The organism is Flavobacterium johnsoniae UW101 (assembly GCF_000016645.1).
GTDB lineage: Bacteria > Bacteroidota > Bacteroidia > Flavobacteriales > Flavobacteriaceae > Flavobacterium > Flavobacterium johnsoniae.
Genome location: NC_009441.1, coordinates 797,738 through 822,808 on the forward strand (window position 1 = coordinate 797,738; position 25,071 = coordinate 822,808).

The 25,071-nt window shown below is 33.4% G+C and carries 23 protein-coding genes; 19 read left to right on the forward strand and 4 right to left on the reverse strand.

All coding sequences use genetic code 11. The features are described 5' to 3' along the window. Positions 1 to 34: 34 nt before the first annotated feature. Complete coding sequence (locus FJOH_RS03790) at positions 35 to 781, forward strand: tetratricopeptide repeat protein (RefSeq protein ID WP_012022812.1); 747 nt, start codon at positions 35 to 37, stop codon at positions 779 to 781. Positions 782 to 871: 90 nt separating this feature from the next. Here FJOH_RS03790 and FJOH_RS03795 read toward each other — a convergent pair whose 3' ends face one another. Together FJOH_RS03795 and FJOH_RS03800 are read right to left on the reverse strand one after the other, a co-directional pair. Next, complete coding sequence (locus FJOH_RS03795) at positions 872 to 1,441, reverse strand: 5-formyltetrahydrofolate cyclo-ligase (protein ID WP_012022813.1); 570 nt, start codon at positions 1,439 to 1,441, stop codon at positions 872 to 874. Further along, positions 1,428 to 2,408, reverse strand: a complete 981-nt coding sequence (locus tag FJOH_RS03800) for a succinylglutamate desuccinylase/aspartoacylase family protein (RefSeq protein WP_012022814.1) — start codon at positions 2,406 to 2,408, stop codon at positions 1,428 to 1,430. Before FJOH_RS03800 ends, FJOH_RS03795 begins: the two co-directional genes overlap by 14 nt. Before the next feature lie 138 nt (positions 2,409 to 2,546). On the opposite strand from FJOH_RS03800, the gene uvrC reads away from it, so the two are divergent. The 13 genes from uvrC to FJOH_RS03865 all read left to right on the forward strand — a co-directional run bounded on the left by uvrC (position 2,547) and on the right by FJOH_RS03865 (position 19,766). Next, positions 2,547 to 4,340 carry an excinuclease ABC subunit UvrC gene (gene uvrC, locus FJOH_RS03805; protein ID WP_012022815.1) on the forward strand — a complete coding sequence of 598 codons (1,794 nt, stop codon included), beginning with the start codon at positions 2,547 to 2,549 and terminating at the stop codon, positions 4,338 to 4,340. Positions 4,341 to 4,436: 96 nt separating this feature from the next. After that, positions 4,437 to 6,632 carry a patatin-like phospholipase family protein gene (locus tag FJOH_RS03810; RefSeq protein ID WP_044047460.1) on the forward strand — a complete coding sequence of 732 codons (2,196 nt, stop codon included), beginning with the start codon at positions 4,437 to 4,439 and terminating at the stop codon, positions 6,630 to 6,632. Positions 6,633 to 6,949: 317 nt separating this feature from the next. Further along, on the forward strand, positions 6,950 to 8,107 hold the full coding sequence (locus FJOH_RS03815; protein WP_012022817.1) for a homogentisate 1,2-dioxygenase: 1,158 nt from the start codon (positions 6,950 to 6,952) through the stop codon (positions 8,105 to 8,107). Between the two features lie 189 nt (positions 8,108 to 8,296). Further along, on the forward strand, positions 8,297 to 9,457 hold the full coding sequence (hppD, locus tag FJOH_RS03820; RefSeq protein WP_012022818.1) for a 4-hydroxyphenylpyruvate dioxygenase: 1,161 nt from the start codon (positions 8,297 to 8,299) through the stop codon (positions 9,455 to 9,457). Positions 9,458 to 9,754: 297 nt separating this feature from the next. Beyond that, a complete protein-coding gene (locus tag FJOH_RS03825) occupies positions 9,755 to 10,528 on the forward strand; it encodes a DUF3108 domain-containing protein (protein WP_012022819.1) in 774 nt (257 codons plus the stop codon). Beyond that, entirely contained in the window at positions 10,525 to 11,466 is a 942-nt protein-coding gene (locus tag FJOH_RS03830; protein ID WP_012022820.1) for a tryptophan 2,3-dioxygenase family protein, read from the forward strand. Before FJOH_RS03825 ends, FJOH_RS03830 begins: the two co-directional genes overlap by 4 nt. Before the next feature lie 23 nt (positions 11,467 to 11,489). Beyond that, positions 11,490 to 12,710 (forward strand): M23 family metallopeptidase, encoded by a 1,221-nt coding sequence (locus FJOH_RS03835; RefSeq protein WP_012022821.1) that lies wholly within the window; start codon positions 11,490 to 11,492, stop codon positions 12,708 to 12,710. Between the two features lie 32 nt (positions 12,711 to 12,742). Next, the gene (locus FJOH_RS03840) at positions 12,743 to 13,363 is read left to right on the forward strand and encodes a hypothetical protein (protein ID WP_012022822.1); all 621 of its coding nucleotides are present in this window, start codon (positions 12,743 to 12,745) and stop codon (positions 13,361 to 13,363) included. 40 nt (positions 13,364 to 13,403) lie between these two features. Continuing rightward, positions 13,404 to 13,733, forward strand: coding sequence for a hypothetical protein (locus FJOH_RS03845; RefSeq protein ID WP_012022823.1), 330 nt, complete (start codon positions 13,404 to 13,406; stop codon positions 13,731 to 13,733). A gap of 120 nt (positions 13,734 to 13,853) precedes the next feature. After that, a complete protein-coding gene (gene pgi, locus FJOH_RS03850; protein ID WP_012022824.1) occupies positions 13,854 to 15,497 on the forward strand; it encodes a glucose-6-phosphate isomerase in 1,644 nt (547 codons plus the stop codon). A gap of 325 nt (positions 15,498 to 15,822) precedes the next feature. After that, on the forward strand, positions 15,823 to 18,651 hold the full coding sequence (locus FJOH_RS03855; protein ID WP_012022825.1) for a TonB-dependent receptor: 2,829 nt from the start codon (positions 15,823 to 15,825) through the stop codon (positions 18,649 to 18,651). A gap of 107 nt (positions 18,652 to 18,758) precedes the next feature. Continuing rightward, positions 18,759 to 19,181: a hypothetical protein gene (locus FJOH_RS03860; protein WP_012022826.1), complete on the forward strand. Its 423-nt coding sequence runs from the start codon at positions 18,759 to 18,761 to the stop codon at positions 19,179 to 19,181. A gap of 90 nt (positions 19,182 to 19,271) precedes the next feature. After that, positions 19,272 to 19,766, forward strand: coding sequence for a septal ring lytic transglycosylase RlpA family protein (locus FJOH_RS03865; RefSeq protein ID WP_121359897.1), 495 nt, complete (start codon positions 19,272 to 19,274; stop codon positions 19,764 to 19,766). A 30-nt stretch (positions 19,767 to 19,796) separates the two neighbouring features. On the opposite strand, the gene FJOH_RS03870 is transcribed toward FJOH_RS03865, so the two are convergent. Continuing rightward, positions 19,797 to 20,252, reverse strand: coding sequence for a DinB family protein (locus tag FJOH_RS03870; RefSeq protein ID WP_012022828.1), 456 nt, complete (start codon positions 20,250 to 20,252; stop codon positions 19,797 to 19,799). A 79-nt stretch (positions 20,253 to 20,331) separates the two neighbouring features. Between FJOH_RS03870 and FJOH_RS03875 the strand changes: the two genes are divergently transcribed. The 5 genes from FJOH_RS03875 to nadD all read left to right on the forward strand — a co-directional run bounded on the left by FJOH_RS03875 (position 20,332) and on the right by nadD (position 23,318). Next, positions 20,332 to 20,679, forward strand: coding sequence for an arsenate reductase family protein (locus FJOH_RS03875; protein ID WP_012022829.1), 348 nt, complete (start codon positions 20,332 to 20,334; stop codon positions 20,677 to 20,679). A gap of 104 nt (positions 20,680 to 20,783) precedes the next feature. Beyond that, entirely contained in the window at positions 20,784 to 21,644 is an 861-nt protein-coding gene (locus tag FJOH_RS03880) for a YicC/YloC family endoribonuclease (RefSeq protein WP_012022830.1), read from the forward strand. 69 nt (positions 21,645 to 21,713) lie between these two features. Continuing rightward, complete coding sequence (gene gmk / locus FJOH_RS03885) at positions 21,714 to 22,286, forward strand: guanylate kinase (RefSeq protein ID WP_012022831.1); 573 nt, start codon at positions 21,714 to 21,716, stop codon at positions 22,284 to 22,286. 58 nt (positions 22,287 to 22,344) lie between these two features. Further along, positions 22,345 to 22,710, forward strand: a complete 366-nt coding sequence (locus FJOH_RS03890; protein WP_012022832.1) for a four helix bundle protein — start codon at positions 22,345 to 22,347, stop codon at positions 22,708 to 22,710. Between the two features lie 26 nt (positions 22,711 to 22,736). Beyond that, positions 22,737 to 23,318, forward strand: coding sequence for a nicotinate (nicotinamide) nucleotide adenylyltransferase (gene nadD, locus FJOH_RS03895; RefSeq protein ID WP_012022833.1), 582 nt, complete (start codon positions 22,737 to 22,739; stop codon positions 23,316 to 23,318). Between the two features lie 283 nt (positions 23,319 to 23,601). Here nadD and FJOH_RS03900 read toward each other — a convergent pair whose 3' ends face one another. After that, the gene (locus FJOH_RS03900) at positions 23,602 to 25,071 is read right to left on the reverse strand and encodes a nicotinate phosphoribosyltransferase (protein ID WP_012022834.1); all 1,470 of its coding nucleotides are present in this window, start codon (positions 25,069 to 25,071) and stop codon (positions 23,602 to 23,604) included.

Here is a 25,071-nt window from a genome sequence, read left to right on the forward strand (position 1 = left end):
CATGTTTTAAAATGTCGGGTTTAACTAAATAATAATGAAAAACATACTATATCTTTTTTTACTAATCTCTCAGGTTTTCTTTGCTCAAAGCAGCTTTGAAAAAGGAAATGCTTTGTACCAAAAGGGACAATATCAGGAAGCTGCTCAGGTTTATGAAGATATTCTTAAAGAAAACAAACAGCAGTCGGCAGAGTTATATTTTAACCTGGCAAATAGTTATTACAAACTAAATAAGGTTGCTCCTTCTATCTATAATTATGAAAAAGCATTGGTATTAAAACCCAATGATCCTGAAACTTTAAACAACCTTAAGTTTGCCAAAAAACTAACAATTGATGAAATTAAAGAAGTTCCAAAAGTAGGTTTTGCAAAACTGATTCAGAACTTTACCGGCATTTTTGATTACAATCAATGGGCAAAAATTTCTGTTGCCATTGCCTTTTTGTTTTTGCTTAGTTTTATTGGTTATTATTTTTCGCAGCTTACCCTTACTAAAAGAATTTACTTTATTGCAATGTTCATTTTCTTAGTAGCAATATTATTAAGTGTTTCAGCAGGAATGTCTGAAAAAAACCATTTTGACAATGATCGTCCTGCCATTGTGTTTTCTGAATTAAGTGAAGTTCGAAGCGAACCGCAAAAAGCAGGTTCTGCCATAATATTACTTCATGAAGGCGCAAAAGTGTATGTTATGGAAACCGTTGGAAAATGGAAAAAAATTGAATTAACTGACGGTCAGGAAGGCTGGATTGATGCTACGACAATTAAGGAAGTAAAATAAGCTTAAATCTCAATAAAAAAAATCCCAAATTCCAAATATCAATTCTGGAATTTGGGATTTTCTTTTTACATTGTTTTTAAAACGAATTTTTTAAAAAGTATAGATTTTTAAAGGCGTTACGCAATAATCCAATTTTATATCAGATTCAAAAACATCATCAATCTGATCAACCGATTCAAAGAAAGAAAGACCAATTTTTATGGTTTCGGATTTACAATTGGCTAAGAATTTATCATAAAAACCTTTACCGTAACCAATTCGGTTTCCAAAAACATCAAAAGCTAAAAGCGGTACAAAAACAACTTCTATATTTTCTGTTGGAACAGGAAGTCCGTTTACCGGCTCCGGAATATTGTATTCGTTTTTTTTGATTTTGGTATTATCCGTCAATAAAAAATGAGACATTTCTCTGGTTTCAAAATCACTTTTTGAAATCACAATTTCTTTATCTTTTCCTGAAAGTAAATGCAGAATAAATTCAGTATCGATTTCTTTTTGTTCTACAATAGGAAGAAAAACATGATAATAGGTTTTATCCCAAATAGGCATCTGAATTAAATTATTGGTTACAGCCAGACTTTTTTCTTCGATATCACTTTCAGAAAGTGCTGCCCGAAGGTTTTTATAATGAAGTCGTAATTCTTTTTTATTCGTCGGCATTTACAGGAGAATTTTTAGATATATGATAAATTGCATCGCCTTCGTAAACAATTGGCGAATGATTGGCATTAATAACATATCCGTCATGCGGCGCTTTTACTTTCTGCTCAAACTTTCCAAACGGATCTGTAATTATAGCTAAGATAGTACCTTTGGTTACAAACTTACCCGCCATATTATAATCATGCAGCAAACCGGAGCATTTTGCACGCAGCCAAACCGAATATTTTATATAGATAGACGATTCTAAAGCCGGCTCTACAATATGCTTAGGATCCAGCATATTTAAATAATTCAATAACCGCTTCACTCCTTTCACTCCTTCATTGGCAACAGCATTATTTATATCAAGCGATTTTCCTCCTTCAAAAAGCAGCATTTTAATATTCGCTTTTTCGCAGGTATTTCTAAAAGAGCCTCCAATATTTTTTGAATACAAGGTAAAAGGTGCATTAAAAATATCGGCCAGTAATTTCAACTCCATGTTATTTTCGGTAATTCGAATCTGCGGTACATTAAAACGGCTTGCGCCTCCGGCATGAAAATCGACTGCATAATCTATAATGGGTAAAATCTGTTCGACAATATGAAAAGCAAATCGGCTTGCCAAAGAACCTTTTTTACTTCCGGGAAAAACACGATTTAAATCGCGTCCGTCAGGAAACTCGCGGGATTTATTCACAAAGCCGTACATGTTGATAATTGGAATACAAATAATTGTTCCTCTCTGCGGGCGGTTTATTTTTTTACTGATGATTTGTCGAACAACCTCTACACCGTTTATTTCGTCGCCGTGAATTCCTGCCGAAAATAAAACAACCGGACCTTCATGCTTTGAACGACGAACAATTACAGGAATATTGAGTTTTGTCGTAGTATGCAATCGCGCTATTTCGACATTTATGGTTTTATGTTCTCCCGGCAGAATCGACTCGCCAAAAATAACCAAGGGCTTACTATTTTTCATGCAGAATTATAAAATCTAAATATAGAAATTATTCTTTTGATTTCGTAAATTTGAAACTAAATCAATGTTAAGCTTTTTTCCAGAAAATCGGAATGGTTTTTGAAAACGCTAAACCTCTATCTTCAGAAATAAAACAGAATGTCAAAACCGTCCTTAGATCTTCAAATTCTCACCTTGCCGGATAATCCCGGCGTCTATCAATATTATGATAAAGACGGGAAAATTCTATATGTCGGCAAAGCCAAAAATTTAAAAAAAAGGGTTTCCTCCTATTTCAATAAAATTCACGATACAGCCAAAACAAATGTTTTGGTTAAAAAAATCGTGACTATAAAACATATCGTCGTTCCTACTGAAACTGACGCGCTTTTATTAGAAAACAATTTAATTAAAACATTACAGCCTAGATATAATGTTTTGCTGCGTGATGATAAAAGCTATCCTTGGATTTGTATTAAAAAAGAACCTTTTTCAAGAATATTTTTAACCCGAAGAATGGTAAAAGACGGATCTGAATATTTTGGTCCGTATACTAATTTCAAGATGGTTTATACCATTTTGGATTTAATAAAAGAATTGTATCCGTTACGAACATGTAATTATGACTTGAGCCAGTCTAATATTGATTCCGGCAAATTTAAAGTTTGTCTGGAATATCATATTGGCAATTGTAAAGGTCCGTGCGAAGGTTTAGAACCTTTGGAAGAATATCAAAGACAAGTCAATGCAATTCGCGAAATTCTAAAAGGAAATTTCAAGGAAAGTTTAAAGGATTTTAAAAAACTGATGAACAATTATGCGCAGAATTTACAATTTGAAGAAGCGCAGAAAATCAAAGAAAAAATAGAAGTTCTCGAAAATTACCAGTCAAGATCGACAATTGTAAATCCGAAAATTACCAATATTGATGTATTTTCGATTATTTCTGATGAAAGTGCTGCGTATGTTAACTTTTTACAGATTTCTCATGGATCGATTATTCGTTCGCATACTTTAGAAATGAAGAAAAAGCTGGACGAAAGCGACGAAGAACTGCTGGAACTGGCGATTATTGAACTTCGTGAACGTTTCCAGTTGATGTCAAAAGAAATAATTGTTCCTTTTGAAATTGATTTGGGCGAAAACATTAAAACAACCGTTCCCCAGCTTGGAGATAAAAAGCAGATCCTGGATTTATCAATTCGAAATGCAAAATTCTACCGAATCGAACAATTAAAACAATTACAGATCGTAGATCCTGATCGTCACGTAAATCGAATTATGGCGCAAATGCAGAAAGATTTACGACTTCCGGTTGAACCTCGTCATATCGAATGTTTTGATAACTCGAATATTCAGGGAACAAATCCTGTTGCGGCCTGCGTAGTTTTTAAAGACGGAAAACCAAGCAAAAAAGATTACCGACACTTTAATGTAAAAACAGTTGAAGGCCCTGACGATTTTGCTTCGATGACCGAAATTGTGTATCGCCGTTACAAAAGATTATTAGATGAAAATCAGCCTTTACCGCAATTAATTATTATTGATGGTGGAAAAGGACAATTATCATCGGCTTTAAAAAGTATTGACGAATTAGGTTTAAGAGGTAAAGTTGCAATTATTGGAATTGCAAAACGTCTTGAAGAACTTTTTTATCCCGGAGATTCGATTCCGCTTTATTTAGATAAAAAATCCGAAACCTTAAAAGTTATTCAACAATTACGAAACGAGGCACATAGATTTGGTATTACATTTCACCGAGACAAACGAAGCAAAGCTGCGCTTAATTCTTCGGTAGAAAGTATTCCCGGCATTGGCGAAAAAACCATGCTTACATTAATACAACATTTCAAAAGTGTTAAAAGATTGAAATTAGCGACAGAAAAAGAAATATCTGCCGTTGTCGGAGTATCAAAAGCAAAAAAAATTGTCGACTTTTACAAAACCAATTAGCAGATTTTTATGCGCCTAAATCAACATTCTAACGTAACTACCCGATCAAAAGGATTCTTTTTAAATTCTATTTGCATCGCGTCGTATGTATTTTTTATGCTGCTAATACTGTTTCCCGAAACTTCTTTTTCTCAGGAAATAAAAAAAGACAGCGTAAAAAGACCTAAAATTGGTTTGGTTTTAAGCGGTGGCGGCGCCAAAGGTTTTGCACATATTGGAGTTTTAAAAGTTTTGGAAGAAGCCGGAATCAAAATTGATTATATTGGCGGAACAAGTATGGGATCTGTAATTGGCGGACTTTATGCTTCTGGCTACAATGCATCTCAAATTGATTCTATTTTCAAAAAAACCAATTTCGACGACCTTATTAACGATTATATTCCGCGTTCATCTAAAAATTTCTACGGAAAGAAAAATGATGAATTATATGCAATAGTACTTCCTTTCAGTAATTTTAGAGTCGGTATTCCCGAAGCACTTTCAAAAGGAATGTACAACTACAATTTATTGAGCAGTTTAACGAGAAACGTTCGTCATGTACGTGATTTTAATAAACTGCCAACTCCATTTTTATGTATCGGAACTAATATTGAAACCGGCGAAGAAGTTTTGCTTAACAAAGGAAATCTTGTTCAGGCTATGATGGCCAGTGCTGCTTTTCCGTCTTTGTTTACTCCGGTAGAAATAGACGGCAATTTGTTAGTTGACGGTGGTGTTGTAAATAATTATCCTATAAAAGAAGTTCGAAATCTTGGCGCAGACATTATTATTGGTGTTGATGTTCAGGATGATTTAATGAAACGAAAAAACTTAAAAAACGCAACCCGAATCCTGGTTCAGATTACCAATCTGCAATCTATAGATAAAATGAAAAACAAAATAAAAGATACGGATGTTTACATAAAACCTGACATTCGTGATTATGGCGTAATTTCATTTGACAAAGGCGAAGAAATCATCAGAAAAGGTGAGGAAGCGGCTTTTGCTGTTTACGAAAAAATCAAATCATTGGTAAATGAAGATAACTTTTATAAAAAACCAAAATTAAAAGTTGCTACAGACACACTTAAAATTGAAAAAATAAATTCTGATCCATTAGACAATTATACGAGAGAGTACATTCGAGGAAAACTTCGCTTTAAACCCGGAAGCACAATTACGTATGACGATCTTAAAACGGGAATCAATAATTTAAATGCAACTCAAAACTTTAGTACTATTTCTTATTGTCTTCAGCCAAACGGAGAGAAAGATGATTTAGATTTGGTTTTAAAAGAAAACCCTACTCAAACCTTTCTAAAACTAGGACTTCATTATGACGGACTATACAAAAGTGCTGTTTTATTAAACTTAACTCATAAAAAGACTTTCTTAAAAAATGATGTCACTTCGCTTGATATTATTTTGGGAGATAATTTTAGATACGATTTAAATTATTATGTAGAAAATGGTTTCAATATCAGTTTCGGTTTCCGTTCGCGACTAAGTCAGTTTAATAGAAACGTTACCACGAGTTTGAGCGGTCTAATTGCAGAGAATCAAAATCTAAATTTGATTAATGTTGATTTCATGGACTTGAGCAATCAGGCTTATTTTCAAACCATTTTTGTGCAAAAGTTCTTAATGGGAGGCGGTTTAGAGTATAAATATCTTAAGATAAATTCGCCAACGCTTTCTAATGCCGAAAACATAATTGACAAAAGTAATTATTTCAGCGCCTTTGCTTATTTAAAGTACGATTCGTTAGATGATAAATATTACCCAAGTTCTGGTTTATATTTCTCTACAGACTTACAAACCTATTTAGCATCATCAGATTACACCAATAAGTTTAAACCTTTTTCAATTGCAAAAGCCGAACTTGCTGTTGTAAGGCCATTATTTAGAAAAGCCACAATAAAAGTTGGAGCCGATGCCGGTTTTAATATTGGCAGTGACAGCGTTCCGTTTTTTGATTTTATACTAGGCGGTTATGGATATAATAAGATTAACAACTTTAATTATTTCTATGGATATGACTTTTTAAGTATTGCCGGAAATAGTTTTATAAAAGCTGACATTGCTTTAGATTACGAAATTTTTAAAAAGAATCATATTAGTCTTTCGGCTAATTTTGCCAATTTAGGAGATGATATTTTCTCTTCTGTTGACTGGGTTTCTATGCCAAAGTATACAGGATATGCAGTTGGTTATGGTTTAGAAACCATTATTGGTCCAATTGAAATAAAACAATCCTGGTCTCCAGAAATGTCAAAAAGTTTTACGTGGTTTAGCATTGGGTTTCAATTTTAGTAGTATAACCGAGAATACTTCAATAAAATCTGTCTATTTTTTTACTTCATAAAAATTATATCAAAAAAACTAAGTTATTTTATAGTTATAAATAATATAATTTTTATTTTTACTTCGAAAAAATTACGACATTTGTTATAATGAAAACAAATTGGACAGGTTTATTAGAGTATCTTCAATTCCTCATCAAGAGAAATCCTGAGTAATGGCTCTATCGAATTGAAATAATCAGTTAATTGAAAAATTAAACTGGTTATTTATCTCTGCAATTCAAATTTTCGAATTATCTAATTTACTAATTATCTAATTGAAAAGCCATGCCACTATATCATAAACTTGGGGATTTTCCTCAAAAGCGACACACCCAATTCGAAAAACCAAACGGCGGATTTTACTACGAACAGTTATTCGGAACCGAAGGTTTTCACGGACATTCGTCTCTGTCTTATCACGTACACAGACCAACGCAGGTTAAGGAAATTTTAAACTCATATTCGGTTGAACCTAAAATTGCAATCGGAAAAAATATAAAATCACTTCTTTTTAAAGGTTTTGAATTAAAACCTGAAAATGATTTTCTGGACAGCCGAAAAGCAATGTTAGTCAACAAAGACTGTATTATTGGTTTAGCCGCACCGAAAGAATCGCTTCGAAATTATTTCTACAAAAATGCCGATGCCGATGAAATGCTTTTTATCCATAGAGGAAAAGGAAAATTAAGAACCATGTTAGGAAATATTCCGTTTGAATATGGTGATTACTTAATTATTCCGCGCGGTATTATTTATCAAATCGATTTCGAAACAGAAGATAACCGACTATTTTACGTAGAATCATATTCTCCTTTTTATACTCCAAAACGTTATAAAAACCAATCTGGCCAGCATTTAGAACATTCTCCATTTTGCGAGCGTGATTTTATTCTGCCAAATGAATTGGAAACGTATGACGAAAAAGGTGATTTTCTAATCAAAATCAAAAAAGAAGGAATGATCCACGAAGTGGTTTATGCCACACATCCGTTTGACGTTGTAGGCTGGGACGGCTACAATTTCCCATACGGATTTTCAATTCACAATTTCGAACCTATAACGGGGCGTGTTCACCAACCGCCTCCGGTACACCAGACTTTTGAAACAGCAGCTTTTGTTGTTTGTTCATTCTGCCCGAGACTTTACGATTATCATCCTAAAGCCATTCCGGCACCATACAATCACAGCAATATAGATTCTGACGAAGTACTATATTATGTTGATGGTGATTTTATGAGCCGTAATAATATTGAGCAAGGGCATATCACTTTACACCCAAAAGGAATTCCACACGGACCAGCGCCTGGCGCAATGGAACGCAGTATTGGTCACAAAGAAACTCAGGAATTAGCCGTTATGGTGGACACTTTCCGTCCACTTATGGTTACTGAAGAAGCTATGGGATTGGATGATGGTCAGTATTACAAATCTTGGGTTGAATAAATTCACTTTCGATCTAACCGCAAAGTTCGCAAGGATTTTACGCAAAGATCGCCATGAATAACTTAGCTCCCGATAACTATCGGGATTGCGATTTGCCTTTGCGTACTTTGCGGTTAAAAAAAATCAAATCTTAAAACAACACTTCGGCCAAATCAATTAAACGATTAACCGATTAAACAAATAAACATCATGTCAAAAGAAGTTAAATCAGTAGAATACGGATTAGAAAAAATATTTGAAGGAGCGCAAGACTTCCTTCCATTATTAGGAACAGATTATGTAGAATTTTATGTAGGTAATGCCAAACAAGCCGCTCATTACTATAAATCTGCATTTGGATATCAATCTTTGGCTTATGCCGGATTAGAAACCGGAGTAAAAGACAGAGCGTCTTATGTTTTAAAACAAGATAAAATCAGAATTGTTTTAACTACGCCACTAACAGCTGATTCTCCAATCAACGAACATTTAAAAAAACACGGTGACGGAGTAAAAGTTGCAGCACTTTGGGTTGAAGATGCTACAAAATCTTACGAAGAAACTATGAAACGCGGCGCGCGTTCTTTTATGGAACCAACTATTGAGGAAGATGAATTTGGTCAGGTAGTTCGTTCTGGAATTTATACTTACGGAGAAACCGTTCATATTTTTGTAGAAAGAAAAAACTACAATGGTGTTTTCTTACCAGGTTACAGAGAATGGAAATCTGACTTTAACCCAGAATCAACTGGATTAAAATACATCGACCACATGGTTGGAAACGTAGGATGGAACGAAATGAATACCTGGGTAAAATTTTACGAAGAAGTTATGGGATTCGTAAACTTCCTATCTTTTGATGACAAACAAATCACTACAGAGTATTCTGCTTTGATGAGTAAAGTAATGTCTAACGGAAACGGAAGAATTAAATTCCCAATCAACGAACCGGCTGAAGGAAAGAAAAAATCGCAGATTGAAGAATATTTAGATTTTTATGGCGGACCTGGAATTCAGCACATCGCCATTGCTACAGATGATATTATTAAAACCGTATCGCAGCTAAGAGCCCGCGGTGTTGAATTTTTATCTGCTCCTCCTCATACCTATTATCAGGCAATCCCTGAGAGATTAGGTGTTCATATGGATATGATGAAAGAAGATTTAAACGAAATTGAAAAGCTGGCTATCATGGTCGATGCAGACGAAGATGGTTATCTTTTACAAATATTTACAAAACCAGTTCAGGACAGACCAACTTTATTCTTCGAAATTATTCAAAGAATGGGTGCAAAAGGATTTGGTGCAGGGAACTTTAAGGCTCTGTTTGAATCAATTGAGAGAGAACAGGAATTGAGAGGAACTTTGTAAAAATGCATTATTTTTACATTATGCAAAAAAAATCCCTATAAAATGATGATTTTTATGCAAATGTTATGTTAAACTTACTATTTGCTATTTTTTTTATCGACTTTGTATCTATCTTTGCACTCGCAAATCAAGAAGGGGTGGTTTCCTTCTGAATTGATATAAATTTCATAATTTATAGTTTTTTGGTTAGTTAATAGCATAAAAACTCAGTCTTCTTGACTGAGTTTTTTTGTTTTAGTACATTTGGAATAGAATTTGCATTTCTCTATCTTTATAATAGAATGTAAAAAATGTACTATGAAAAAGTTCGTCCTCATTATATTAATTCTCTCTACATTAAGTTTCGACACACAAAAGGAAGACGCTTTTAATACAGGAGAATATTTCAAATTTAGAATTCATTACGGAATTGTAAATGCCGGCTATGCTACTCTCGAAGTCAAAGATGCGACCATAAATAACAAAAAAGTGCATCATGCTGTAGGCAAAGGTTATACGACTGGTATGTCAAAATTTTTCTTTAAGGTTGAAGATCTTTATGAGAGTTATTTTGACAAAGAAACCGGAGAACCGTATCGTTTCGTTAGAAAAATTGACGAAGGGGGTTATACCAAAAATCAGGAAGGTTTTTTTAACCAAAGTGAAAATAAAGTTTTAGTAAAAGATTACAAACGAAAAACTGAAAAAACGATCGTAATTACTGATAACGTGCAGGATATTGTATCGTCTTTTTACTTTTTAAGAAACCATCCGAATATAGACAAATTAAAATCGGGTGAAGCGATTACAATCGATATGTTTTTTGACGACGAAATCACAAAATTTAAGTTAAAATATGTAGGCCGTCAAGATATTACAACTAAATTTGGAACCGTTTCCTGCATGATTTTTAAACCTCTTGTTCAAACCGGAAGGGTTTTTAAAGAAAAGGAAAGCTTAACACTCTGGATAACAGATGATGCAAACAAAGTTCCAATTAGAATTAAAGCAGATCTTGCTGTTGGATCTCTAAAAGCAGATCTCGATGAATATAAAGGACTTCAGAGTCCGCTTAAAGTAAAAAACAAATGAACCTAACTGATAATTCAGAATCAATTTTAAAAGAAATTGATCTTAAATTTCAAGCTATAAACCAAAAAACTGACGTTCAGTTAGAAGGACTGCTTTGGTCAAAACCAATCACATATTGGGATTACATTCAAACAGATGCTCTTCTAAATTTACAAATACAACGCACCACACTTCCTGACGAAATGGTTTTTATCATGTATCATCAGGTAAATGAATTAATCTTTAAAATGATTTTGTGGGAAATTGACCAAATCGCCGACCAACAAAATATTCAGGTTGATTTTTTCAGCGAAAGACTTTCCAGAATTACTCGTTATTTTGATATGCTTACCAATTCGTTCAGCATTATGGAAAACGGAATGGAAGTAGACCAGTACATGAAATTTAGAAATACGCTTACTCCTGCAAGCGGATTTCAAAGCGCACAATATAGAATGATTGAATTTGCTTCTACTGATGTTATCAATTTAACAGACCGCAGATACAAAGCAAACTTTGACGAAAATACAGATCTTGAAACAAGTTTTGAACATTTATATTGGCAGGCCGCTGGAAAAGATTACCATACCGGCGAAAAATCATATTTGCTTAATGAGTTCGAAAAAAAATACAAAGACCAGTTTTTAAAACAAATTGCTACATTTAAACCAAAAAATATTTGGCAGAAATTTACTCAGTTACCAATTGAAGATCAGCAGAATCCTGAATTAATCAAAGCAATGCGCCACTACGATTACACAGTAAATATTACCTGGGTAATGCAGCATTTAAATACCGCCAGAAAATATATTTTAGAAAGCGGAAAAGGCAACGGTGAAGCAACCGGAGGAAGCGACTGGCAAAAATATATGCATCCAAAATACCAAAGACGCATCTTTTTTCCTAAATTGTGGACCGAAGAAGAATTGTCCAATTGGGGAAATGAAAATCCACTATAATTTCCTGCAAAAAATTTAAGAGTTTGAAAAAAGCATTCGTAATTATAATAGTATTATTTTCAATATTTTCATGTAAAAAAGCTGAAGAAAAAGTTGAAATTAAAATTACAAAACCAAAAACTAAAAAAGTAGAGTTTGGTTTTAATTACGCTGATTTTAATGTCGTTAATGATACTATATCCAAAGGAGATTCTTTTGGATCCATTATGCAAAGTCAAAATATTGGCGACAAAAAAGTACACGATATTGTAGAACAGGTAAAAGATTCTTTTAATGTTAGATCGATTCGATATAACAAACCTTTTACATTACTGCGTTCAAAAAACAAAACAAACAATCTTCAGGTTTTTATTTACCAGCCAGATGCTTTAACTTATTATGTAATCGATTTACGAGACAGCATTGCTAAAGCGTATAAAAAAATAAAACCGGTTACCTTAAAAAGAAAAATTATTGGCGGTGTTTTAAAAAGTTCATTATCTGAAACTTTAGGAAACGAAAGTGTCGAAACAGCTCTTGCCAGCAGAATCACAAAAGTATTTTCCTGGTCAATTGACTTCTTCAAACTTAAAAAAGGCGATCGTTACGGCTTAATTTTCACAGAACGTTTCATTAATGGAAAAACGTACGACGGCGTTGAAGATCTTGAGGCTGCCTTTTTTGAATATAAAGGAAAAATCGTTTATGCATTTCCTTTTGAAAAAGATACCCTTTCTGGAAAAGTAGAATATTATGATGATGAAGGAAAAACATTAAAAAACTTTTTCTTAAAAACACCAATCAAGTTCAGCCGAATTACTTCACGATTCACGATGAACAGATTTCACCCGGTTCAACATACCTGGAAAGCTCACAAAGGAACTGATTATGCTGCTCCAACCGGAACACCAATTTCTACAACAGCATCTGGAGTTGTTGAAACAACAGGTTACACGGCTGGAAACGGAAACTTTGTAAAAGTAAAACACAACGGAACCTACTCTACTCAATATTTACACATGTCCCGAATTTTGGTAAAACGCGGGCAAAGAGTAACTCAAGGACAAACTATTGGTTTAGTTGGAAGCACAGGTTTAGCTTCTGGTCCGCACGTTTGTTACCGTTTCTGGAAAAATGGAGTTCAGGTAGATGCGCTTCGATTAAACTTACCAACTGGAGAATCTCTAATCGGAAATGATAAAACCCGTTTCTTTAAACAAATCGAACCTCTAAAAAGAGAATTAGACAGCATTGGGAATTTATAAAGATTCAAAAATTCATTTTTAAAATAGAAAATATGAAAAACGCTCGGCTTAAAGCGATTTACAATGACACTTTTTCAGATTTAAAACTATTTTACAGAGACACCAATTTACCGGAAAATTTAATTTCAAATTATAAAGTCGGACAGATCATTCAGGAAAAAGGTTTTACTGATATGACTTCTTTTGGCGGAGGTGTTTCGGGAAATTTCAGGTATTTGATTGCCAGTGCACACGCAAAAGACTTATCAAAGTTCAATCCTGATTCGGCAAAAATTGGTCACTTTCTTTTAGACACTATTGCCTATTTTAAAGTATTAGATATTTATAAAATTGGCGACAAAACACAGGTTTTTCTTTTAAACATTCCAGACAATTCACTTTCACTTTTCAAAAATTCATCTTCAAATCTCGAGGAAGAAATCACAGAAAAAGCACGAAAAAAATTCAATGATAAAAACGATGCTCCTTTAATTGCTGATCTGCAAACCGAAAACTGGAAAGAAAGAACCAAATCTTCTATTGGAATGAACGATAACGGTGAACTATTTTTTGACGATTCTAAAATTAAGACGGAACCATTTAAAAGAATAGAAATCAATATCGCTGAGAAAACTATCAAAATCAACAAAAAACCTTGGTGGAAGATTTGGTAAAAGATTTTCACAAGAGCATTCCTAAATTCAAATTCAATTAATGAAACAGTTTTTACTGATATTTTTCTGTACATTAATAACTGGATGTTCAAATCCGCGAATTTTTATTTTAGACGACACCCAAGAAAACAAATATTTTGTATCGGATTTTATAGATAACATTAAAGAAAATCAGATTGGCAAATCTCCTTTAATTGTTATAAATGGAATACCATTTAAATACGAAAAAAGTCAGGATACAATTTTATTACCTTTAAAAAAGTCTGAAATCAAAAGTTTAGAATTTTTGAATCAAAACAGCAGCCGTATAATGTATAATGAAAAAGAAAATGATGGAGCTGTCATAATAACAACTCGAACACAAGACTAACGGCATCATAAAACGTTTTCGTAACTAATTGTTATATAATCATCAACCGTTACCCTTTTAAAAGTTATTTCAGTATTTTTGTGTTTCTAAAAAAAACAAAATCTTCAATAAAAAATACAAATGGCTTTAAACACAACAAACCCAACCGGGACTGAAGCGTGGAAAAATCTGCAAAACCACTATAATGCAATTCACGAAACCACAATTCAAGAATTGTTTCAACAAGATAATGCTCGTGCTGAAAAATTCAACTTGCAATGGAATGACTTTTTAGTAGATTATTCTAAAAATAATATTAGTCAGGAAACAATTTCTCTTTTATTAGAATTAGCAAATTCTATCGGATTAAAAGATGCCGTTGCTCAATATTTTGGCGGAGCATTAATTAACCAGACTGAAAATCGCGCTGTTCTTCATACTGCATTGCGTGCTCCGGAATCGGCAGTAATTAATATTGATGGAGAAAACGTAATCCCGGAAGTTTATGAAGTAAAAAACAAAATCAAAAATTTCACAAACGAAGTTATTTCGGGAGAAAGAAAAGGTTTTACCGGGAAAGCTTTTACAGATATTGTAAATATTGGAATTGGAGGCTCAGATCTTGGACCAGTTATGGCCGTTGAAGCTTTACAATTTTACAAAAACCATTTAAAAACTCATTTCGTTTCAAATGTTGATGGTGATCACGTAAACGAAATAATTAAAAAGTTAAACCCTGAAACTACACTTTTCTTAATCGTTTCTAAAACTTTTACAACTCAGGAAACGTTATCAAATTCTGAAACTATTAAAGAATGGTTTTTGAAATCAGGTTCTCAGGAAGATATTGCAAAACACTTCGTGGCAGTTTCTACAAACATCCAAAAAGTAACTGAGTTTGGAATTAATCCAGACAATGTTTTCCCTATGTGGGATTGGGTTGGAGGAAGATTTTCTCTTTGGAGTGCAGTTGGATTAAGTATTGCTCTAGCAATTGGATTTGATAATTACAACCAATTATTAGTGGGAGCAAATGAAATGGACGAACATTTCAAATCGGCAGAATTTAACGAAAACATTCCGGTAATTTTAGCTTTATTAAGCGTTTGGTACAATAATTTCTTTGGTGCCGAAAGTGAAGCATTAATTCCGTACACACAATATTTATCAAAACTGGCTCCATATTTACAACAGGCAACTATGGAAAGTAATGGAAAAAGTGTTGGCCGTGACGGAAAACCGGTTAACTACCAAACTGGAACTATTATCTGGGGTGAGCCTGGAACAAATTCACAGCATGCCTTTTTCCAATTGATTCACCAAGGGACTAAGAGAATCCCAACAGATTTTATAGGATTCGTAAAACCACTTTACGGAAACGAAGATCATCACAATAAACTGATGTCGAACTTTTTTGCACAGACTGAAGCTTTAATGAACGGAAAAACTCCTGCACAAGTTCAGGCTGAGTTTGACAAACAAGGACTTTCTGCAGAAAAAGCTTCTTATTTATTACCATTTAAAGTTTTCACAGGAAACAAACCAACCAATACAATTTTGATCCAAAAACTTACTCCAAAAAGCTTAGGTTCTTTAATTGCATTGTATGAGCATAAAATATTTGTTCAGGGTGTAATTTGGAACATTTTTAGTTTTGATCAATGGGGAGTTGAGTTAGGAAAACAGTTAGCAAACTCAATTTTAGATGAGATAAATTCTAAAACTGTTAAGAATCATGACAGCTCAACTTCATTCTTATTGAATCACTTTTTAAAGAATAAATAAAATTTAACTAAAAGTTTAATTTTGTAAAACACTGAAACGTCTTAATTTAACAAAAATTAAGGCGTTTTTTCGTATAGAACAAGTCGCAAAACCTGTCTTTTTAACAAAAAAAGAAGGTTTTTCGCTACACCGCTATTTAAAACATTATCGATTTAACAAAATATAGATATTAAAATTCAACAAAACATGATTTTATTTAAAGAAAAAAGAAAAATTCATTTTAATACGCAGCACAAATTACAAAACTTATTTTTCTTAACATTTTGATAACATTATCTGATTTTATTGTTATAATTTTGCCAAAAACAATAAACTAAATAGCAACATGAAGAAAATGAAAAATTGGTTACTTACCGGACTATTTTTTATGATAGTTTCAACCGTATTTTCACAAGGAAAAGTTACTGGTACTATTACCGACGGTACAGGTTCATTACCAGGAGCAAACGTACAGATCAAAGGATCTTCTACGGCAACTTCAACAGATTTTGATGGTAAATTTACCCTCAACTCAACAACAAGTACAGGAGAAATTGTTATTTCTTACTTAGGCTACGAAAACAAAACTGTAAAATTTACAGTAAATGGCGGAACTGCAAACGTAGGAACTATTGCTTTAACATCTAATTCTAACGAATTAAGTGAAATCGTAGTAAAAAGTACAGTTGTAGATATCGCAAAAGACAGAAAAACTCCGGTTGCTGTTTCTACAATTAAAGCTGCAGAAATTAAAGAAAAATTAGGAACTCAGGAATTTCCTGAAATCTTAAGAAACACACCTTCTGTATACGTTACTAAATCAGGTGGTGGTTTTGGAGATGCAAGAATTAACATTCGTGGTTTCAACCAAAACAATATCGCTGTTATGATTAACGGTATGCCGGTTAACGACATGGAAAACGGTTCTGTTTACTGGAGTAACTGGGCAGGTTTATCAGATGTAACATCTGCTATGCAGGTTCAAAGAGGTTTAGGTTCTTCTAAATTAGCAACTCCATCTGTAGGGGGTACAATCAACATTGTTACTAAGTCTTCTGACATGAAAGAAGGAGGATCATTCTCTTCGGGATTTGGTAATGGAAGAAACTTCAAAATTCAAGGTTCTTACAACACAGGAAAATTAGAAAACGGTCTTTCTGCTTCTGTATTATTATCTCAAACAATGGGAGATGGATACATTCCTGGAACTCAATTTGAAGGATCAAACTATTTCATAGCTTTAGGTTATGGAACTAAAAATGACAAACACAACTTTCAACTTACTGTAACTGGTGCGCCGCAATGGCACAACCAAAGATCTACAGCTTCTACAATTGCAACTTACCAAAAATACGGTTCTCTTACTGAGCCAAACATCAAATACAACCCTGATACAGGATATTTGAATGGTGAGCAATATAACATCAGAAAAAACTACTACCACAAACCAGTAGCTTCTTTTAACTGGGATTATAACATTAATGAAACTACAAAACTTTCAAGTGTACTTTATGCATCTATGGGTCGTGGAGCTGGTGCAAGTGCTACAGGTGGTATTGGAGGAAATGTTTACAACAGTTCAGTTTTCTTATTACCTAATGGAATGGTTGATTATGACAAAATCCAAGCATGGAATAATGGTACTGGAAGTGTTTTCTTTAATGGAGCAAACAGAACTAGAACACAAGTTGGAGGTGTATACCAAAATAGTTCTTCAACAGGAAGAACTGGAGCTGGAAATGCAGCTGATCCATATGTTTACAATACTACATCAGGTATTACACAAACTTCATCTATCAACTCTCATGACTGGTTTGGAGCTTTGATCAACTTAAACAAAAAATTATCTAGTACATTAACATTAGATTTTGGTATTGATGCTAGAACTTATACAGGATACCACTTTACAGTAGTTAATGATTTATTAGGTGGTGGTGAATTTTTTGACAATACTGTTGCAAGTTTAAGACCTGCAGGAAGACACCTTACATCAACTTACGCTACAAACGTACAATGGAATGTTTTTGACAAAAGAGATTATGACAAAATTTCATTCAACAGTACTGGAAAAGTTAGATGGTACGGAGCATTTACTCAGTTAGAGTACTCTAAAGATAATTTAACTGCATTCGTACAGGGAGCTATTTCTCAACAAGGTTTCAAAAGAGAAGATGATTTCGTATACTTGCCAACTGATCCATTAGCATCAACTAGCTACGAAAACATCTTAGGTGGAAATGCTAAAGCTGGAGCTAACTATAACATCAACGAAAAACATAATGTTTATGTTAATGCTGGATTCTACTCAAGACAACCATTCTTTAACTCAGTTTATCCAAACAACAGATCTACAGTAAACCCTAACCTTACTAACGAGAAAATTACTGGATTTGAAGCTGGATATGGTTTCCGTTCAAGATTCTTTAACGCTACAGTTAACCTTTACAACACAACTTGGAACGACAGATACTTAAAAGGTAACGCTCTTCCAGCTGGTGGAGGAATTGCTGCTAACACAACTTATACTGAGTTTACAGGTCTTAACGAGGTTCACTCTGGAATTGAGTTTGAAGGATCTTCTAACATTACTGACAGATTCAAAGTTAATGCTATGTTCTCTTACGGTATTTGGGAATACAAAGGAAACGCAAGCGTAAACGCTTACTACCAAGCAGACAATACTCCTGTTGCAGGATATACAGCTGCTACAGTATACATGGACAAAGTAAAAGTTGGTGATGCTGCACAAATGACAGCTTCATTAGGAGCTTCTTACGAAGTTTTAACAAGAGTAACTGTTGATGCAAACTATAATTTTAATGATAAATTATATGCAGGATTAAGCCCGGTTACATTTACAAGTGCAGACAACAAAGGAGCTTTACAATTACCTTCTTACGGTTTATTTGATGCTGGTTTCTCATACAAAATGTTAACAGGTAAAAACAAAGACAAATCAGTTAACTTCAGATTAAACGTAAACAACTTATTTGATAAGATTTACATCGCTGAGTCTAGAACAAACATTTTTGCTGACGATAACGTAAGCTCTTCAAATGCTGCTTTAGGAACTTATGCTTCAAATAACAGATTATACAGAGGTGTAGCTGATGCTAACCAGGTATTCTTTGGATTTGGTAGAACTTGGAACTTTACATTACGTTACGATTTCTAAAATTTAGAATCTAAATAAATAATAAAAACGGCATTGACTTTTAAGTTTAATGCCGTTTTTTTATGGTCCTTTTTGCTATATTTGTTTTTAACAAAAAAACATAGTTTATGTATCATTTTTTACAAAAATTTCACTCCGGCTGGGCTTATTTAGCGTTACTGCTTTTAGTGTTTGCCGTTATAAATGCCATCATAGGTTTTACCTCTAAAAAAGAGTTTACAGCAAAAGACCGTAAAATTTCTTTGTTTGCCTTAATCGGGACACATACTCAGTTATTGGTTGGATTAATCCTTTATTTTGTTTCTCCTTTTGGAAAAGCTGCTTTTGGACAAATGTCAGATGCTGCATTACGATTAACCTCATTAGAACATCCGCTTATTAATTTAATTGCTATCGCTTTGATAACTATCGGATGGTCAAAACATAAAAAACTAATCAACAGCGAAGCTAAATTTAAAACTTTCGCTATTTTTTACGGATTAGGATTGATACTTATTTTAAGTAGAATTCCGTGGAACCTATGGTTCTAAAAAATACCAATTAAAAAGCCCTTGAAAATAGGGCTTTTTTTATCTCGGCATATTATTTGTACAAACTCCCCCAAGTCTGAAAAAAAATAAATCATGAGTAAAAAAAACATTATTCTCAGCACATTAACAATAACTTTTTTAAGTTGTTTTACCTACGTTATAAGCCAGACCAAACCAGTAATTGAGCCTAAAAACCCTCCTCAGGATACTGTAAAAAACATCAGGCCAAACATTATTGCACTTCCAACCGATTCTGTTTTTACAGATAAAGGTTTAAAGTTAAAAGCCTACAAAAAGAACGCTCACGCCTCCTACTATGCTGATCGTTTTAATGGAAGAAAAACTGCCGACGGAAGTCGTTTTAACAACAACAAATATACTGCGGCACATAAAAAACTCCCTTTTGGAACCAGAGTTAAAGTTACCAACGAAGCCAATGGGAAGTTTGTAATTGTAAAAATTACAGATCGAGGTCCGTTTGTAAAAACACGCGAAATAGATCTTTCCAAACGAGCTTTTATGGAAATCACCAAACATAAAGGTGCTGGTGCCATGAAAGTAACAATTGAAACTATAATCGAATAAAAAAATCCCGCTTAAAGCGGGATTTTTTATTTAAACCAATTTTTTCAAACTCATCGCAATTCCGGTATGAATTCCTTCATGGTAATTATTAAAATCTAATGCATCCTGAACATTTTTAAGAGTAAATCCCATGCTGGTTGTATATTCATTATAATCAACAAAAAGTCCGCTTTGAAAATCATTTTTCGTTTTTTCAAATGTACTTAAAAGAAATGCCCTGATCTCGTTTACTTCTTCTTCAGAAACATCTTCTTCTGGTTTTGTTCCTTTTCGGTATTTTAATATAAAATCTTCCGAAACCATTGTTGGCAGTCCAGATAATTTATAAACTAAGGTTTGCTGCGCTGCAACACAATGCGCCACATTCCAAATTATATTATTATTAAATCCTTCCGGAATTTTGTTTAATTGCTCTAATGAATGATTATCTAAAATTTTCAATAGAATTTCTCTGATTGTTTGCTGCGTTTCAAAAACTGAACTCATAATTTTATTTTTTTATTAAAAATAGACAATTTTCAGTTTCAAATGAATTTTCTTTGTACTCTAACAAAATAGTAAAAAAATGAACAAAATATATTACTTAGCGTCTTGCGATACCTGCAGAAAAATTATCAAAAGTCTTCCAAAAAACAATTTGGTTTTTCACGACATTAAACAAGATCCTATTACGGAAGCAGAATTAGAAGAAATGTATAAACTTTCAGGAAGCTACGAAGCGTTATTCAGCAAAAAAGCACAATTGTACAAATCAATGGGCTTAAAAGACAAAGCACTGACAGAGGCTGATTTTAAGAAATACATTTTAGAACATTATACTTTTTTAAGCCGTCCGGTTTTTATTATTGACGGTAAAATTTACATCGGCAACAGCCAAAAAAATGTGGCCGAAGTGATAAATGTTTTGAGCTAAAATGTCAATATTTTTTGTGTCAAACTGAAAACTATGACTGAACACTAATTTCCAATCAAATAGAGCAAACTTTTATTTATCTTTGCGCCTTTATACTCAATTATATGATACAATCTATGACAGGGTTTGGCAAAGCTTCTTTGCAATTGCCTACAAAAAAAATTACCGTTGAAGTAAAATCTTTAAACAGCAAAGGTTTAGATTTAAACGTAAGAATGCCGTCTGTTTACCGTGAAATGGAATTAGGTTTAAGAACTCAAATCTCAACTAAACTTGAAAGAGGCAAAATTGATTTTGCAATTTACATAGAGAGTACTGCCGAACAAACTTCAACAAAAGTAAATGTTCCTGTTGTGAAGAATTATATCGCACAATTGAGAGAGGTTTATGCCGATGCCGATGAAACTGAATTAATGAAAATGGCTGTTCGTATGCCGGATACATTAAAAACAGAACGCGAAGAAATCGATGAAAATGACTGGGAACAAATTCAGGTTATTATTGATGAAGCTTTACAAAACATTTTAAGTTTTAGAAAAGACGAAGGCGAATCTCTTGAAAAAGAATTTAATCTCAGAATTGGAAATATCCGCCAGTATATGAATGATGCTTTGGCCCTTGATCCAGAACGTGTTCAGGCAATTAAAGATCGTTTACAAACTGCAATTTCAGAACTACAGGTAAATGTTGATGAAAATCGTTTCGAGCAGGAATTAATTTATTATCTGGAAAAACTGGATATTACCGAAGAAAAAGTACGCTTAACCAATCATTTAGATTATTTCTTAGAAACTTTAAACGGAAATGAAGCAAATGGTCGTAAACTAGGTTTTATTACTCAGGAAATGGGCCGCGAAATCAATACTATGGGTTCAAAATCAAATCATGCCCAAATGCAGAAATTGGTCGTGATGATGAAAGATGAATTAGAGAAGATTAAAGAACAAGTATTGAATGTGCTTTAAAGCTTAAAGCATAAATACCACACAAATATCAAGCTTAGAGCATATTGCTTAAAGCCTAAAGCATACACAATGAACAAAGGAAAACTAATTGTTTTTTCGGCACCTTCAGGATCAGGAAAAACAACTATCGTAAAACATTTATTAGGTCAGGAAGATTTAAATCTTGAATTTTCGATTTCGGCTGCATCGCGTGCACCGCGTGGTGAAGAAGTACACGGAAAGGATTATTATTTTATTTCGCTGGAAGAATTCAAAAAACACATTAAAGCAGAGGATTTCCTGGAATGGGAAGAAGTTTACCGAGATAACTTTTACGGTACTTTAAAATCGGAGATTGAAAGAATCTGGGCTTTAGGAAAAAATGTCATTTTTGACATTGACGTGGTTGGCGGTCTTCGTATTAAACATAAATTTCCCGAAGAAACTCTAGCTGTTTTCGTTAAACCTCCAAGTGTTGACGAATTAAAACGCCGATTAAAACAACGTTCTACAGAAAGTGAAGACAAAATCAATATGCGTATTGCAAAAGCTTCTGTAGAATTGGCAACTGCTCCACAATTTGACGCTATTATCAAAAACTATGATTTATCAGTTGCCCTTGAAGAAGCACATCAACTGGTAAAGGATTTTGTATCTAAGTAGTTATTTAGTCATTAGTTGTTAGTCCTTAGTCTGAAACACATCAAGCTAAAAATTTTACATGAGCGGTATTAAATCTTACAAAGAGTTATTCATTTGGCAAAAAGGAATTAAACTAGTTGTTCTTGTTTATAAACTTACTAAGAACTTTCCTAAAGAAGAAATATATGCCTTGACAAGTCAATTAAAAAGAGCCAGTGTATCTATTCCGTCGAATATTGCAGAAGGTTTTGGACGCCAAACTGACAAATCATTTAATCATTTTTTGAATATTTCCAGAGGTTCTTTAAATGAAATAGAAACACAATTAATTATTGCAAAAGAGTTAGAATTTATTTCTGACGAAAGCCTATTTAATGAAATTATGTTTTTAATTGAAGAAGAGAGCAAAATGATAAGTGCTTTCGCTAAAAATCTAAAAGACTAAGGACTAAGAACTAAGTACTATAATAAATGAAAATAGGTCTTTACTTCGGAACATACAATCCTATTCATGTTGGTCATTTGATCATTGCCAATCACATGGCTGAGTTTGCAGATTTAGATCAGATTTGGATGGTTGTGACGCCACATAATCCGTTAAAAAAGAAATCGACTTTATTAGATGACCAGCAGCGCCTGCAAATGGTGTATCTGGCAACAGAAGATTATACAAAGATAAAACCGTCTGATATCGAATTTAAATTACCTCAGCCAAGTTATACAGTAATTACTTTAGAGCATTTAAAAGAAAAATATCCAAACCATGAGTTTTCTTTAATCATGGGAGAAGATAATTTGAAAACGCTTCACAAATGGAGAAACTACGAAGTGATTCTAGAAAACCATGATATTTATGTTTATCCGAGAATTTCTGATGAACCTGAAAATGTTGAATTAAAATCGCATCCAAAAATTCATGTAATTGACGCGCCGATTGTAGAGATTTCTTCGACTTTTATTCGAAACAGCATTAAAGAAGGTAAAAATATTCAGCCATTACTTCCTCCTAAGGTTTGGGAATATATTGATCATAATAATTTTTATAAGAAATAAGGTTTTCAATATAAATTGTTCCTTAGAATTTATATTGTAGCAACGGATTTTAATCCGTTGACATTACAAGATGTCTACCAGAAAGTTCCATCGGAACGAATCGTATTTCCTATAATTTTTTATTTTATTAAAATTGGCCGAACCTACGGCTCTTTTTTTTAATTACATTACAACTATGACCGGATTAAAATCCGGCCCTACAATATTTTCGAGCCAATGGCTCATAATCAATATTATTCCATCAAAAAAAGCCTGAACTTACATTCAGGCTTTCGTTTTATAATTAAGCTTCGATACTTACTTCACTTTTTACTCTTGTTCTAATTTCACTCAGGGATTGATCAATCAAAAGTTTTCCATCTCTAAAAACTTCTTTCAATTCACCTTGTTTTTCTTCTTCCCAAGAAACATTATCACTTAAATGATACTTGCCATCGATTAAATCGATTTTCATTAATCCTTTAGCCGATTTTTTAGTTCCGTCATCTGTAATCGGATCTTTAAAGATAGCTCTTCCTTCTCCGTTTACTTCTCCGTAAGTTGCTTTCATCGCAAATCCGAAAGTATCTCTGGTATTATATTGATAGGTGAAAGATCCGATTCCTAAAACAACATTCGTAGAAGCAAATCCTTTTTCTTTTAATCTTTCGCAGATTTGAGTAGCTCTTGCTACAGTAATACTATCTCCGTAAATTGCTCCAATTTGCGGCACCAATTCTTTGAATCCTTTAGCATTTGTTGTACCGCCAAAAACATCCCAAAGTAATTTGATAACGCCTTTCTTTTCCTGTTCTGTTTTTCCATTTGGATTTCCGCAGATAATATCAACCGGATCACCGCTGTCAGGACGAATTACAACTTTACCTTCTCTAGAAACGATTTCTTCTTTTAATCTTGGAAGATAATCCGTTAAAACTTTCCATAAATCCCAAGTATCAGAAACGATAGAAACAATTCCTTTCGGATACACTTCTGTAATTAATCTTTTGAAGGTTTCATACTCGCCTTCTGTAGTTCCCATACACATAACAGAATGTTCTGTTGCAGCTACTGAACCTGCAACCAATTCCTGATCTGAATTGGCTTTGTAATATTCTTCTAAGAAATCAATTGCAGGAATCGTGTCAGATCCTGTAAAACTCAATAAATGTCCTGCTGCAGAAGTTACAGAAGCTTCAATACCACCCATTCCTCTCATTGAGAAATCGTGTGCCTGCCAGTCAACAAATTCTGGAACAGAAGAAGTTTCTGCTGCATATTTGTCTAATACTTTTCTGTATTCTTTTGCAATGGTTGCTGAATTACAAGGCAACCAGATTACAGCAGAAAGTAAGGTTTCGAAATAATTTGTTAACCAGAAAAATTCAGGAATTGTATTGTACATTGTAAACATTGGCACTCTTAAAGGAACGCTTGCCCCTTCTGGCAATGCTTTAAAAACCATTGGAATATATCCTAAATCATGTAAATCTTCGATATGTTTTGTGCCAACTTGGTTTTCGCCTAAATAATTATTGATTCTTCGAGCGTATTTTGAAACAACTTCTTCTTTTGATTTTTTAAAGAAATACTCTTCAAAGTCGTGAATAATATATTTTTTGATGAAATACTGAAGTCCAAAAAAGATTACTTCATCTACTTCTTCAATTCTTGATTTTCTTGGTGTCCAATTAGAATATACTAAACTTGTTCCGTCTGGGTATTGTCTTCTGTGGTCAACTTTGTAACCATCGGTTAATAATAGTGGGTTCAT